Consider the following 14,203-nt stretch of genomic DNA (forward strand, 5'->3'; position numbering starts at 1 on the left):
CGTCCGGGTGTACGCCGGACGCGGATCGGGTACCTCGCCTCGCCAGGTACGACAAGGGAGGTGCGGGGTGACCGCGGTCAAAGAGGTGGCTCGGCGTCCGATCGGTCACTTCGCCGAACGGAGCATCGCCGGTCTGGTCGCCGTCATCGGCGCGGGCGCGGCGTTCGGGCTGTTGCTGTTGCTCGTCCGTTTCCGGTGGAGCCCGTTGCAGGACGCCGACCACGCGGCCGCCGAGTGGTTCAACTCGCTCGTCGCCCCACACCATCCGCTGGTCACCGTGCTCCAGGCGGTGACCGATCTGGGTGGTCGACCGATCCTCATCTGGCTGGTCGCGATTCCGGCGATCGGCCTGCTGATCCGGCGGCAGCCCCGGTTGGCCGTCTACCTGATCGTCACGGGGGTCGGCGGGCTGATCCTCGACCCGTCGCTCAAGGCGCTCGTCGGTCGACTCCGCCCGGTGGTGGACGTCCCGGTCGCCAGCGCTCCCGGCAACAGCTTCCCGAGCGGCCACGCGCTCGGCTCGATCGTCGCGTACGGGGCGCTGCTGCTGGTGTTCCTGCCGGCGATGGCGCCCCGCTGGCGCAAGCCCGCGATCGTCGGCGTCGGCGTGCTGGTGGCGCTGATCGGGCTGACCCGGATCGCGCTGGGCGTGCACTTCGTCTCCGACGTGCTGGGCGCCTGGCTGCTCGGGGCCGCCTGGCTGGGCGTCACCGCGTACGCCTTCCGGCTGTGGCGGCGCGAGCGCGGCAAGCCGGTGCCGCCGCTGACCGAGGGGCTGGAGCCGGAGGCGGGGCACGACATCGCCATCGCCCCGGCCGAGGAGCGTGTGCTGGCGCACCCCCGCTCTGCGGTGGCCGAGCTGCTGGTCGGCTGGGTGCTGGTGTTCGGCGCGCTGTACGGCTTCGGCATGTTCGTCAGCTACCACGCCAAGGGCACCTTCTTCGCGACCCTGGACACCGAGGTCCCGCGCTGGTTCGCCGACCGGCACACGGACGTGCTGACCGACGTGAGCTGGTGGTGGAGCAAGTTCGGTGACACCCACGCCATCCTGCTCATCTCGCTGGTGTTCTGCCCGCTGGTGCTCGCGGTGTGGCGGCGGTGGCGGCCCGTGCTGTTCGTGGTGCTGGCGATGGTCGGTGAGCTGACCCTCTTCCTCGCCTCGGCGCACGTGGTCGGCCGGCCGCGTCCGCCGGTGGAGAACCTGGACGGGCAGATGCCCACCTCCTCGTTCCCGTCCGGGCACATCGCGGCCACGATCTGCGTCTGGCTGGCGATGACGCTGATCGTGTTCCCGCGTACCGACCGCTGGTGGCGGTGGGTCTTCGTGGCACTGGCCGTGATCATGCCGGCCGGGGTCGCGACCTCCCGGATGTACCGGGGGATGCACCACCCGACCGACTTCATGGGCGCGATCCTGCTCTCGGCGCTCTGGATCGGCCTGCTCTACCTCGTGATCCGCCCCAACGCCGACCTGGCCGAGGGCAACCAACCGGCCATCGAGTCGGAGGACGTGGACACCCTCGACGACGAGCTGGCGCGCGCCGGCCGACCCGACTGAGCACCGTCATGCTGCGGGTGATGACCTGGAACATCCGTACCGGCGGCCGGGACCGTGGCGGCTCCGACCGGCTCGATCGGGTGGTCCAGGTCGTCGACCAGCAGGCGCCGGACGTGTTGGCGTTGCAGGAGCTGCGCGGCTTCGACCGGGCGGGGCTGATGGCTGCTGTGGCGGACCGGGTCGGGATGACGCCCCACCTCGCCCGGTCCTGCTTCGGGCAGCCGGTGGCGGTGCTGGTCCGGCCGCCGTACCGGGTGCTCGCCGCAGGGCCCCTGCGTCGGCCGTTCCACCACGCCGCCGCCCGCGTCGTGGTGTCCACCCCGGCCGGGCCGCTCACCGTTGTCGGCACCCACCTGTACCCGTACTCCGGAGGTCGCCGACGGATGGAGGTCGACTGGCTGGTCGCTGCCCTGCGCCGTGCCCCCGGGCCGATGACCCTGCTCGCCGGTGACCTCAACTCGCTCGATCCGACGGTCGACCACACCGCTCGTCTGGACGGCCTGCCCGCTCTCTACAAGCGGCGGCACCTCCGTCGGCGCGGCGGTGCGGTGGACACCCGCGCGGTCGCCCGGCTGCTCGCCGCCGACCTGGTCGACCTGTGGCCGTCCGCCAACGGCGACGCGCCGGAGGCCGCGGGTCTGACCGTGCCCACCCGGTTCGGCGGTGCGGAGTTCGCCGGGATGCGCCTGGACTACCTGTTGGGCAGCCGTGCGGTGGCCGAGCGGGTGCGCGACTGCCGGGTGATCCGCGACGCGACGACGGACACGGCCTCCGACCACTATCCACTGCTGGTCACCATCGACCTGTGACCGCGCCGGGGTCCCGGCGGATGGCGTCGTGGGGCTACCGTGCCCACCGTGACCGACCGCCCCACCCTCCGTCCGCCGCTGCCCGGGCCGCCGACCGACCGGCCGGCCACGCCGATGGTGACGCTCGCGGCCCGAGCTCCGTCGGCGGTGGGCACGACCGAGCCGGACACCGTCGCGCTACCGCTCGTCGCGGCCGTCGCGCGCGGTGTCGCGCTGGTCTTCGTGCTGCCGGTACGCCTGCTCTGGGAGCTGATCGCGGCTGCCGGCCGGCTGCTGGGCCGGTACCTGCTGACCCCGGTCGGACGGTTCCTGCGCGACTGGCTGGTGGCCCCGTTGGTCTGGGCCCTGGACCGGCTGGTGTGGCGTCCGCTGCTCTGGTGCGCCGACCACCTACTGTGGCGTCCGCTGCGCTGGGTGGCCCGCAACCTCGTGTGGGTGCCGCTGGTGTGGCTGGCCCGGGGTGTCGCGTGGGTGGCCCGCAACCTCGTCTGGGTGCCGCTGGTGTGGCTGGGGCGCGGCGTGGCCTGGGTGGCCCGCACGCTTGTCTGGCTGCCGCTGGTGTGGTTGGCGTACGCCTTCGCCTGGGCGGTCCGCACGATCCTCTGGACGCCGCTGGTGTGGTTGGCCCGCCACGGCCTGCGCCCACCTCTGGTGGCCCTGGGTCGGGTGCTGGTCTGGCTGGCCGAGCATCTGGTCGTGCGGCCGCTGCGCTGGCTGGGCGCGGCCCTCGCCCCCGCCGGACGGCTGCTGTGGCGCGGCGTCGCCGCGCTCGCCGGGGCGGTGGGCGCCGCACTCGTCGCGCTGGCGTGGGGAGTCCGGTGGGTCGTGGTCGGCCTGGCGCGGGGAGTCTGGTGGCTCGTCGTCGGGTTCGTCCGGCTGGTCGTGGCCGCGCTGGTGGGGGCGTGGCGGACCGCCGGCTGGGTGCTGCGGCTGGTCTACCGACTGCTGCTGCGCCCGGTCGGGCTGGGGCTGCGCTGGCTGTGGCGGCACACCGTACGTCCGCTGCTGTCGGGCATCCACTGGGTCTGGTCGGTGACGGTCGTGCCGATGGCGCGTGGCCTGCGCGCGGTCTGGCGGGCCATCGTCCCGCCGGCGGCCCGGTGGACCCGACGCGCGGTGCTCGACCCGGCCCGGGTGGCGTCCCGCGAGGTGCTGAGCGCACTGGGTCTGCGCCGCTGACGACGCCTCAGAGAACCAGGTTGAGCAGGACCGTCAGCACCACCGAGGCCACGATCGAGAAGAGGATCATCAGAAGGCAGCCGAGGCCACCACCGAGCGGGCGGATCTCCGTGTTACCGAAGCGCATGGCTCACAGCTCGCGGAGCCGGGGCAGTAGCTGATCCTGCGCCCAGTCCAGGAACATCGGCTGGGTCTCCCCGCCGACCTGGATGATCGCCACGTGCGTGAAGCCGGCGTCGACGAACTTGCGGAACGCGTCGACGTGCGCTTCCACGTCCGGGCCGCAGGAGATGCCCTCGGCGACGTCCTCCTCCCGGACGAACTGGGTGGCGGCGGCGAAGGACTCCGGCCCCGGCAGGTCGGCGTTGACCTTCCAGCCCATGCCGAACCAGCGGAACTGGTCGTGCACGATCTTGCGGCACTCGGCCTCGTCCGGGCCGTAGCAGATCGCCACCTGTCCGTAGCGGGGCTGGCCCGCGCCGCCCGCGTCGTCGTACATCTCGATGATGTGCCGGTCGGGCTCGGTGGAGACGAGGCCGTTGCCGTACTCGGCGGCGAGCGTGGCGGACTGCCGGCCGGAGGCGGCGATCGCCATCGGGACGGGCCGCTCGGGGCGGTCCCAGACGTAGGCGTCGGGTACGTCGAAGTGGTTCCCGGAGAAGGTCAACGTCTCGCCGTTGAGCAGCGGACGGATGATCTGCAACGCCTCCTCGAACATCTCGTGGCGCTGCTGCACGTGCGGCCAGCCGCCGACCACGTGCTCGTTGAGGTTCTCCCCGGCGCCCAGGCCGAGGGTGAACCGCCCGTCCGAGAGCGCGCCGATGGTGCTGGCCTTCTGGGCGACCACGGCCGGGTGGTAGCGGCGGATCGGGCAGGTCACGAAGGACATCAGCTCCGCGCGGGAGGTCGCGTGCGCGACCGCGCCGAGCACCGACCAGGCGTACGGGGAGTGGCCCTGCGAGTCCAGCCACGGATAGTAGTGGTCGGACATCACCAGTTGGTCGAAGCCGGCCGCCTCGGCCCGCACCGCGTGGTCCACCAGTTGCTTCGGTCCGGCCTGCTCGCACATCAGGGTGTAGCCGACGCTCACCATCCCGTTATCTCCTTCTCGCCGACGGTTCGTCCCGGGATACCCAGGTCAGCAGCGGTCAACCCTCCCGTCCGGTTCGCCGGGGCGATGCTTGACGGATGCGGTGGACCCGCCTACGGTCCTCTTAACCGGTTAAGACCCTCGGTGTGGCGCACATCCTGTGGTGGGGATGACCGCCCCGTGACGGCCCGCGTCCGCGCGGGCCGTCACGGCCGTCCGCCCCTTCGAAGCGTTCTACTGAACCGGTTGCGAGGGCTGATCCATCGCCCTAGGCTGATGCGCGCCGCCGGGAGTCGGGTGGCGGCTGTCGGGCTGCAGCCGCCTTCCCCTGTCGTACCCCACCCTCGCCGGGCATCGGGGGTCCTCCCTGAGGAAGGCCATGAAGACTCGACTCTCCGCCGTCGGCGCCGCCCTGCTCGCGCTGCTGCTCGCCGTGCTGGCGTTCGGTCAACCGGCGCACGCCGCGGCCGGCTTCTCCGTCGCGGGCGGCAAGCTTTACGACGCCAACGGCGCCGAATTCGTCATGCGCGGCGTCAACCACGCGCACACCTGGTATCCGCAGCAGACCAGCTCGTTCGCCAACGTCAAGGCGCTCGGCGCGAACACCGTGCGGGTGGTGCTCGCCAGCGGCGACCGCTGGACCCGGAACACCAACGCCGACGTCGCCAACGTCATCTCGCTGTGCAAGGCAAACCGGTTGATCTGCGTGCTGGAGGTCCACGACACCACCGGCTACGGCGAGCAGAGCGGCGCGATCACCCTGGACCGTGCCGTCGACTACTGGCTCAGCCTGAAGGACGTGCTGGTCGGCCAGGAGCGGTACGTTCTCGTCAACATCGGCAACGAGCCGTACGGCAACCAGAACTATGCCTCGTGGGCCACCGACAGCGCCAACGCGATCAAGCGGCTGCGGGCCGGCGGCCTGACCCACACCATCATGGTTGACGCCCCGAACTGGGGTCAGGACTGGTCGTTCACGATGCGCGACAACGCCGCGTCGGTCTTCGCCGCCGACCCGGCCCGCAACACGATCTTCTCCATCCACATGTACGGCGTCTTCGACACCGCCGCCGAGATCACCGACTATCTGGGCCGGTTTCGTACGGCGGGGCTGCCCATCGTGGTCGGGGAGTTCGGCTTCAACCACTCCGACGGCGACCCGGACGAGGACACCATCCTCGCGTACAGCCAGGCCAACGGGATCGGTTGGCTCGGTTGGTCGTGGAGCGGCAACGGGGGTGGCGTCGAGTATCTCGACATGGCCACCGCCTTCAACCCGGCCAGCCTGACCACCTGGGGGCAGCGGGTCTTCAACGGCGTCAACGGCATCCGGCAGACGTCCCGCGAGGCCACCGTCTTCGGTGGCCCCCCGCCGCCGACCACGCCTCCTCCGACCACGCCTCCTCCGACCACGCCCCCGCCGACCACGCCCCCTCCGCCGACCACGCCGCCGCCCGCCGGTGGCTGTACGGCGACGTACACCATCACCAACCAGTGGCAGGGCGGCTTCCAGGGTGAGGTGCGGGTGACCGCCGGCGCCAACGCGATCACCGGCTGGACCACCCGGTGGACCTACGCCAACGGCCAGAGCGTCACCCAGGCCTGGAACGCCACCCTGACCAGCAGCGGTTCCACGGTGACCGCGCGGAACGTGGACTACAACGGCCGACTGGCCGCCGGGGCCAGCGCGAGTTTCGGCTTCCTCGGAAGCTGGAACGGCACCAACCCCGCACCGCAGATGAGCTGCACCGCCGGCTGAGCGACCGGCGGCGACCAACGCCAGATGGCCGGGCCCGTACCGGGCCCGGCCATCGCGTCCTTCGGCAACCCGAGCCCGCTCAGTGCTGCTCGCCGGTCAGGTTCACGATGACCACGCCCGCGATGATCAGAGCGATGCCCACGAGCTTGACCGGCCCGACCGACTCGCCCAGGAACACCGCGCCGATCGCCACGATGGCCGCGGTGCCCAGGCCCGACCAGAGCGCGTACGCGACGCCGACCGGTATCTCCTTGACGGCCTGGGCGAGCAGGAGGAACGCCAGCGCGTACCCGGTGAGGCAGCCCAGTGTCGGCCAGACGCGGGTGAACCCGGCGGTGCTCTTGATCAGGCTGGTCGCCACCACCTCGGCGAGGATCGCGATCCCCAGCAGCACGTACGCCATCAGTCCTCGCCGCCCTCCGTGGTTTGGGTAGATCTTGGACAGTTTCCGTTCCCCGCTGACGGAAACTGTCCAAGATTGACAACTTCGGCAGAGGAGCTGTCGGCGGCGAGGCGGGCGGCGCGCATGGTGAGGTAGCGCTGTTCGGGGAGGCTGCTCGTGCGGGCGGCGGCATCCCGGTAGTCCGCGATGGCCCGCTCCCGGTCGCCGGCCATCTCGTGCAGGTGCGCGCGGGCGGCGGGCAGCCGGTGGTGTCCGGCCAGCCGGGGATCGTCGGTCAGCGCGTCGAGGGCCTTCAGGCCGGCAGCGGGCCCGTGCACCATGGCGGTCGCGACGGCCCGGTTGAGCGCCACCACCGGGGTGCCGGCCAACCGGTCCAGCACGTCGTACAGCGCCAGGATCTGGGGCCAGTCGGTCGCGTCGGTACTAAGAGCCTCGTCGTGCAGCGCGGCGATGGCGGCCTGCACCTGGTAGGGGCCGACCGGGCCGCGCGGCAGCGCCGCCGTGACCAGTGCGACGCCTTCGGCGATGGCCGCCGCGTCCCAGCGACTGCGATCCTGCTCGGCCAGTGGGATCAGCTCTCCGGAGGGCCCGGTTCGTGCCGGGCTGCGCGCCTCCGTGAGCAGCAGCAACGCGAGCAGCCCGGCGGTCTCGCTGTCGTCGGGCAGGCGTACGTGCAGCGCCCGGGTCAGCCGGATCGCCTCGGCCGCGAGGTCGACCCGGCGTAGGTCCGGGCCGGCGGTACTGGTGTGCCCCTCGGTGAAGATCAGGTAGAGCACCTGTCGGACGGCGGCCAACCGATCGGCCCGCTCCGCCTCCCCGGGCATTCGGAACGGCAGCCCGGACGTGCGGATCCGCTGCTTTGCCCGGCTGATCCGCTGCGCCATGGTCGCCTCGGGCACCAGGAACGCGCGGGCTATCTCGGCGGTGCTCAGACCGCCGACCGCGCGCAGGGTCAACGCGACCGCCGACGTGGGGGCGAGCGCCGGATGGCAGCAGAGGAAGAGCAGGACCAGGGTGTCGTCCCGCTCGGCGGACAGCTCCTCGTCCGGGGCCGGCGCGTACCGCCGGTCGTCCGGGTCCTGGCGGGTGACCAGGTCCTCGCGGCGACGCCGGGCCTGCTCGCCGCGGACCAGCTCGATCATCCGGCGGTAGCCGACCTGGATCAGCCAGCCCCGGGGGTTTGTCGGCAACCCGTCGGCCGGCCACTGGCTGGCGGCGGCGAGCAGTGCCTCCTGTACGGCGTCCTCGGCGGTGGCGAAGTCACCGAACCGGCGGGTGAGCACGCCGAGGACCTGCGGCGCCAGCTCGCGCAGCAGGTCCTCGATGCGAAGGTCGGTGGTCAGCGCTCACAGCTCCTGCGACGGAGCGGACATCACCGGGTGCACCTCGATCGGCATGTTCAGGGGCCGACCACCGGGGCCGGGCGCGGTGGAGATGTGCGCGGCCAACTCCACCGCCCGCTGCCGGCTGTCGAGGTCGACGATCCAGAAGCCCGCGAGGAACTCCTTCGTCTCGGCGAACGGGCCCTCGGTGACGACCGGCGCACCGCCCTCGTCGGCGCGCACGATCCGCGCCTGCTGCGGGCCGCCGAGGCCCTGCGCGTCGACCCACTCGCCATCGGCAACCAGCTTCTCGTTGACCTCCCGCATGAACCCGACGTGCGCCCGGACCTCGTCCTGCGTCCAGGTGTCGATGCCCGGGAAGTCGGTCCCGGTGGCGCTGAACTGCATCAACAGCATGTACTTCATCGTCTCGCTCCTCACGCCCGCGCACCGTGGTCGGTGCTCTCACCCTGAGGTAGAAGCCGACGAGACCGTTCTCGACACCCCGGAGGTAAGAAATTTCTAGCCGACCTCGTCGACCTCGAACAGCAGGCTCTGCTCGGGGTGCAGCGCGGGTAGCTGCACGCCCACCCGGGCCAGCGCCGCTCCGCTGAGCGTGACGCCGGACGCCAGCCAGGGCGGCCCGGACAGGTCGATCGTCGCCGGAGGTGGCACGTCCTGGACCGGGCGCACCCGGTAACGCCGCGCCGGGTCGAGACCGGGCAGCCGTACCGCGCCCGGGGTCTGCGCCACCGAGGTGGCGAGCCGGGCCACCGCGTACAACGCGCGGGTCTTGTCCTTCTCGACCACGCCGTGTGCCCAGACGGCCGGGTCCGGGTGGTCGACCCGGACCACCCGCCCGGCGTGCAGCAGCGGACGCAGCCGCTTGTGCAGCGCCACCCAGGCGGTCAGCTCGGCCTGTTCGGCGGCGCTGATCGAGGCGATGTCCCACTCGATGCCGTGGTGACCGAACAGCGCCGTGGCCGCCCGGAAACCCAGGTCGTGTACGCGGTGGGTGGTGTGCGAGCGCTCCGGGCCGATGTGCGTGCCGACGAGCTCCGGTGGCAGCAGCAGGCCGGTCCAGCGCTGGATGCCGAGCCGTTCCAGGGCGTCGTTGCAGTCGCTGGCCCAGACCCGGTCGGTGCGGGCCAGGATGGCCAGGTCCACCCGGGCGCCCCCGGACGAGCAGCTCTCGATCTCGACGCCGGGGTGGCGTCGACGGAGCTCGTCGAGGAGGCGGTAGACCGCGAGGGTCTGCCCGTGCACCCCGGGCCGGCCGTGGTGTCCCGCCTCGGTGAGGTCCCGGTTGTGGTCCCACTTGAGGTAGCTGATCCCGGGATGCTCGGTGAGCAGCGCGTCGAGGCGTTCCAGCACGTAGTCGTACGCCTCGGGGCGGCCCAGGTCGAGCGTCTGCTGATTGCGCCAGGCGGGCGGCAGCCGCCCCGGCGGGGTCAGCAGCCAGTCGGCGTGCGCGCGGAACAGGTCCGAGTCCGGGTTGACCATCTCCGGTTCCACCCACAGGCCGAACTGAAGGCCGTGGCCGGTCACGTGGTCGATGAGCGGTTGCAGGCCGTCGGGCCAGACGTCCTCGTCGACGTACCAGTCGCCCAGCCCGGCCGTGTCGTCGCGCCGGCCGCGGAACCAGCCGTCGTCGAGCACGAACCGTTCCACGCCGATCTGCGCGGCGCGGTCGGCGAGGGCCCGCAGCCGGTCCAGGTCGTGGTCGAAGTAGACCGCCTCCCAGACGTTGAGGGTGACCGGGCGCGGCGATCGCGGGTGTCCGGGCCGCGCCCGCACGTGCGAGTGGAGTACGTCGCTGAGTCCGTCCAGCCCCTCGTCGGACCAGACGGCGTAGAGCAGTGGAGTCTCGTACGCCTCGCCGGGGGCGAGCCGGATCTCGCCGGGGGCCAGCAGCTCCCCGCCACCGAGGGTGGAGTCGCCGGTGGGCCGGCGTTCGGCGACGGTGAGGTGGTCGCCGCTCCACGCGGTGTGCACCGCCCAGATCTCGCCGTGGCCGAAATCGAACCCGGCGGTGCCGGCCACCAGCAGCAGCGTGGCGTCGTGCCCGGTCCGACCGTGCCGCCCCTCGCGGACCCACGCGCCGTGCTGCCACGGGTGCCGCTGCGGGGAGCGTTCGCGGCACCAGCGGCCGGTCAGGTCGAGCAGTTCGGTGGCGACCGCCGGCACCGGGAGCACCGGGCTCAGCTCCCGCACCTCGTACGCGCCGTCGCCGTCGTTGCGGAGCCGGTGCCGGACGGTCAGCACGCCGTACGGGTCGAGCGTGATCTCGATGGTCAGGGACAACCCGGCGACCTCGTCCGAGGCCCGTACGGTGACCCGGGCCGGGGCGTCGGCCGGCTCGTCGACGGCGAGGCCGTCGAGCCGGAACGTGGTGGACCAGTCCCGCCCGTCGCGGTGCCCGGCCAGCCCCGGTCGGCCGCTCCACCCGGCGCTCGCCTCCGGCAGCAGCGACAGCACGGGCGGCTCGTCGAAGCTGCTCGGCACCACCGGTGGCACGGTGGCGTCCACGAGGTGGCGCAGGCCGTCGTCGTCCAGGTCGCCGACGTCGCCACCCCAGTGCGCCACGCGGGGCAGTCCCGGGCCGCGCGCGTCGAGAACCAGGCTGGTCCGCCCGCGGCGCAGGTGCAGGATCGTCATCCTTTGGAGGCTCCCAAGGTCAGGCCCCGGACGAAGTGCCGCTGGAGCATGAAGAAGATCACGAGGGTGGGGATCGCGACGAGCACGCTGCCCGCCGAGACCAGGTTGTTGTCGGTGAAGAACTGGCCGCGCAGGTTGTTGAGCGAGCTGGTCACCGGGAACTTGTCACCGGTACGCATGAGGACGGTGGCCCAGAAGAACTCGTTGTAGATCCAGGTCACCTCCAGGGTGGCCAGCGCGGCCAGGGCCGGCCGGCACAGCGGCATGGTGATCTGCCAGTACTGCCGCCAGACACTCGCGCCGTCGACCATCGCCGCCTCGTACAGGTCGTGGGGGAGCGCCTTCATGTAGTTGCTGAGCACGAAGACGCAGAACCCGCACTGGAAGGCGACGTTGATCAGGATCAGGCCCCAGTAGCTGTCGTAGAGCAGCTCGGAGTCGCTCATGAACTCCGGCAGCGGCACCTCGGTGAACAGTCGGAACAGCGGGATGAGCAGCGCCTGTTGCGGCAGCAGGTTGGCGGCGGTGAACACCCCGAGCAGGAGGAGGTTGATCTTCCAGCTGAACCGGGCGATGACGAACGCCACGCAGGAGGCGAGGAGGAGCGTCAGCAGCACCGCCGGAACCGTGATGTAGACCGAGTTGAGGAAGTGCTTGCCGAACTCCGCCTGCTCCCAGGCCGTGACGTAGTTGTCGATGGTCCAGCCGCCGAACGAGACGTAGCCGTGTGCGGCGGTGTACTGGTACGAGCGGAACGACGTGAGGACCGCCCAGGCGATCGGGAAGAGCCAGATCAGCGCCACGGCGACGAGGAAGCCGTGCAGCAGAATCCGCAGCGGGGTCAGCCGGCGTCGGCGGATCGGGGTGTCGACGCTCATCGCCGGTTCTCCCTCATCACGGTCGCCAGGTAGATGGTGATGAAGACCAGCGAGACGACCAGCATGATCGTCGCCAGCGCCGAGCCGAAGCCGATCCGGCTCGCCTCACCCACCACGTTCTGGGTGACCAGCGCGGAGATCAACTCCAGGCCGTTGCGGCCCTTGTTGACGACCCAGACCAGGTCGAACGCGCGCAGCGACTCGATCACGGTCACCACCAGCACGATGATGTTGATCGGTCGCATGACCGGGAAGACGACCCGGAAGAACGTCCGGACCTCGGACGCGCCGTCGACCGCGGCGGCCTCGCGCAGCGACGGGTCGACGCCCTTCAGCCCGGCCAGGTAGAGCAGCATGATGTAGCCGACGTGTCGCCAACCGGAGGCGACCATGACCGCCCAGATGTTGACGTTCGAGTCGCCGTACCAGTCGGTGCCGGTGCCGAGGACGGCGTTGATCAGACCCTGGTCACGGGAGTAGAGCAGCTGCCAGACGAAGCCGATCAGCGCCAGCGAGAGCACCACCGGCAGGTACAGCGCCGTCTGGTAGAAGCGGCTGCCGCGCAGCTCCTTGTCCAGCAGCACGGCCAGGAACATGCCGAACGGCGTGGCGACCACGAACAGCACAGCCAGCCAGAGCAGGTTGTGCTGGACCGCGGGCACGAACGGCGGGTAGATGTTCACCACGTCGCTGTAGTTGCGCCCGCCGACGAACTCGATCTCGTTGAGTGGACCGATGCCGTCCCAGTCGGTGCCGGACAGCACCACGGTCGCCAGGGCCGGCAGCCAGACGAGCGCGGTGACGAGCAGCAGTGGGACGAGCACCATCAGCGTGATGACCACGCGGTCGGTGGGGGACAGGAGCCGTAGCCGCCGGCGACGACCACCCGTGGAGGTGGTCGCCGGCGGCGGCGGCACGGCGCGATCCGCTTGGATCAGGGGTAGGTCGGACACGATGTCCTTCCCCTTCCGCCGTCAGTCAGTGAAGATCGACTTCTTCTGGTTCTCGATGGACGACGTCAGCCCGTCGATGTCCTTCGGGTTCTTGATGAACTGCTGGATCGCCGGGATCATCACCGTGGAGGCGAAGTCCGGCCGGGTGTCCCGGTCGAGGAACTGGGCGATCTCGGTGGCCGACCCGACCAGCTCGGCGGCCTTCTTCTGTAGGGCCGTGTAGCCGCCGACGTCCGCGCCGCTGTTGGCGACGAGGACGGCCGGGTCGTTCTTGAGGTTGATGTCCGCGGCGGCCTTGCCACCGAAGTACTCGAGCAGCTTGCGGGCGTTGTCCTCGTTCTTGGGCTTGCGGGCCATCATGTAGCCGTCGATCGGGGCGTCCAGCGCCTTCGCGCCGATGGCCGGGTCGATCTCGGGGAAGGTGAAGAAGTCGAGGTCGTCCTGCTCTTCGTTGCTGAACTGCTGGCCGACGAAGAGGCCCAGCAGGTACATGCCACTCTTCTTCTGCTGCAACGACTGCGCGGCCTCCTGCCAGGTGCGGCCGAGGCTGTCCGGCTGGTGCAGGGGGAGCAGGCCGGCCCAGGTGTCGAAGACCTTCTTGACCTTGTCGGAGGTCCAGGCCTCCTTACCGGCCATCAGGTCGACGTGGAACTGGTAGCCGTTGATCCGCAGGTTGAGGATGTCGAACGTGCCCATCGCCGGCCAGCCGTCCTTGTCGGCGAAGGCGATCGGGGTGAGGCCGTCCTTCTTCATCTGCGCGCCGAGCGCGGTGAACTGGTCCAGCGTGGTGGGCACCTGGTAGCCGTGCTGCTGCCAGACCGACTTGCGGTAGAAGACCGCCCACGGGTAGTACGTCCCCGGCACGAAGTACTGCTTGCCGTCGTCCCCGGTGGACGCCTTCTTGAACGCGTCGGAGTAGCCGGAGATCTTGTCCCACACGTCGCTGATGTCGCTGGCCAGGCCCTTGGCGGCGAAGAAGCGCATCCGGTAGCCGGCGAACCAGGTGAAGACGTCGTCCGGCTTGCCCTGCAGGTAGTTGTTGATGTTCTCCTGGAACGTGTTGTGGTCGACCGTGTTGGTCGCGACCTGGACGCCGGACGAGGTCTTGAACCCGTCGGTGATCTTGGCGAGGACGTCCTTGGGCTTCGGGTCGGACTGGTTGGAACCGAGCGAGACGTCCTTACTGGACCCGCCGGAGCCGGAGTCGTCGCCGCAGCCGGCGAGCAGACCGGTGCTGAGCAGCGCGCCCGTGCCGGCCGCGCCGGCCAGCAGTGACCGTCGGTTGATGCCGGCGACGGAGGGCGGTACGAGCCGAGCCAGGTACTCGGCTTGCGATCGGGGACGGGACATCGGTGCCTCCTGCGGATGAAGAGGTGCTACGTCCAAGGGGTCAGGTGTGGTGAGGAGCGGTCCAGCCGGGATATACGCATCGTGATCCACCGAGAATCCACATTGGCGAACACGATCGGCCAGTTGGGGCCTCAAGCTACCTCTCCATAGGCCACTGTCAAGAGGTACTTTCGCCTCTGATAACCCAGTCGTGATCCGGCTGTTACGAGGTAAACGTTGGAAAGGAAGTCGATGTTGGAACCTG

General features: G+C 70.7%; 12 protein-coding genes. 4 read left to right on the plus strand and 8 right to left on the minus strand.

Features of this window, described 5'->3' with window-relative positions:
• Positions 1-67: 67 nt before the first annotated feature.
• Genes ABZ272_RS21950 through ABZ272_RS21960 form a run of 3 tightly spaced genes read left to right on the plus strand, consistent with a single transcriptional unit; the run spans position 68 to position 3,546 of the window.
• The gene (locus ABZ272_RS21950; protein ID WP_355051798.1) at positions 68-1,558 is read left to right on the plus strand and encodes a phosphatase PAP2 family protein; all 1,491 of its coding nucleotides are present in this window, start codon (positions 68-70) and stop codon (positions 1,556-1,558) included.
• Between the two features lie 8 nt (positions 1,559-1,566).
• Positions 1,567-2,367, plus strand: coding sequence for an endonuclease/exonuclease/phosphatase family protein (locus ABZ272_RS21955; RefSeq protein WP_355051799.1), 801 nt, complete (start codon positions 1,567-1,569; stop codon positions 2,365-2,367).
• Positions 2,368-2,415: 48 nt separating this feature from the next.
• On the plus strand, positions 2,416-3,546 hold the full coding sequence (locus ABZ272_RS21960) for a hypothetical protein (RefSeq protein ID WP_355051800.1): 1,131 nt from the start codon (positions 2,416-2,418) through the stop codon (positions 3,544-3,546).
• 130 nt (positions 3,547-3,676) lie between these two features.
• Here ABZ272_RS21960 and ABZ272_RS21965 read toward each other — a convergent pair whose 3' ends face one another.
• Positions 3,677-4,639, minus strand: coding sequence for a TIGR03557 family F420-dependent LLM class oxidoreductase (locus ABZ272_RS21965; RefSeq protein WP_355051801.1), 963 nt, complete (start codon positions 4,637-4,639; stop codon positions 3,677-3,679).
• Between the two features lie 376 nt (positions 4,640-5,015).
• Here ABZ272_RS21965 and ABZ272_RS21970 point away from each other — a divergent pair, with 376 nt between their 5' ends.
• Positions 5,016-6,395 (plus strand): cellulase family glycosylhydrolase, encoded by a 1,380-nt coding sequence (locus ABZ272_RS21970; protein WP_355051802.1) that lies wholly within the window; start codon positions 5,016-5,018, stop codon positions 6,393-6,395.
• 79 nt (positions 6,396-6,474) lie between these two features.
• Here ABZ272_RS21970 and ABZ272_RS21975 read toward each other — a convergent pair whose 3' ends face one another.
• From ABZ272_RS21975 to ABZ272_RS22005, 7 genes are all read right to left on the minus strand, one after another.
• Positions 6,475-6,798 carry a multidrug efflux SMR transporter gene (locus ABZ272_RS21975; protein WP_355051803.1) on the minus strand — a complete coding sequence of 108 codons (324 nt, stop codon included), beginning with the start codon at positions 6,796-6,798 and terminating at the stop codon, positions 6,475-6,477.
• A complete protein-coding gene (locus ABZ272_RS21980) occupies positions 6,798-8,141 on the minus strand; it encodes a sigma-70 family RNA polymerase sigma factor (RefSeq protein ID WP_355051889.1) in 1,344 nt (447 codons plus the stop codon). Before ABZ272_RS21980 ends, ABZ272_RS21975 begins: the two co-directional genes overlap by 1 nt.
• Before the next feature lie 3 nt (positions 8,142-8,144).
• Complete coding sequence (locus tag ABZ272_RS21985) at positions 8,145-8,546, minus strand: YciI family protein (protein WP_355051804.1); 402 nt, start codon at positions 8,544-8,546, stop codon at positions 8,145-8,147.
• A gap of 96 nt (positions 8,547-8,642) precedes the next feature.
• Positions 8,643-10,778, minus strand: coding sequence for an alpha-galactosidase (locus tag ABZ272_RS21990; RefSeq protein WP_355051805.1), 2,136 nt, complete (start codon positions 10,776-10,778; stop codon positions 8,643-8,645).
• The gene (locus ABZ272_RS21995) at positions 10,775-11,656 is read right to left on the minus strand and encodes a carbohydrate ABC transporter permease (protein ID WP_355051806.1); all 882 of its coding nucleotides are present in this window, start codon (positions 11,654-11,656) and stop codon (positions 10,775-10,777) included. Before ABZ272_RS21995 ends, ABZ272_RS21990 begins: the two co-directional genes overlap by 4 nt.
• Positions 11,653-12,609 carry a sugar ABC transporter permease gene (locus ABZ272_RS22000; protein WP_355051807.1) on the minus strand — a complete coding sequence of 319 codons (957 nt, stop codon included), beginning with the start codon at positions 12,607-12,609 and terminating at the stop codon, positions 11,653-11,655. The genes ABZ272_RS21995 and ABZ272_RS22000 overlap by 4 nt, the downstream gene beginning before the upstream one ends.
• A gap of 21 nt (positions 12,610-12,630) precedes the next feature.
• Positions 12,631-13,959, minus strand: coding sequence for an ABC transporter substrate-binding protein (locus ABZ272_RS22005; RefSeq protein WP_355051808.1), 1,329 nt, complete (start codon positions 13,957-13,959; stop codon positions 12,631-12,633).
• Positions 13,960-14,203 lie beyond the last annotated feature (244 nt).

It is taken from the genome of Micromonospora sp. NPDC005979 (assembly GCF_040614415.1).
Classification (GTDB): Bacteria; Actinomycetota; Actinomycetes; order Mycobacteriales; family Micromonosporaceae; genus Micromonospora.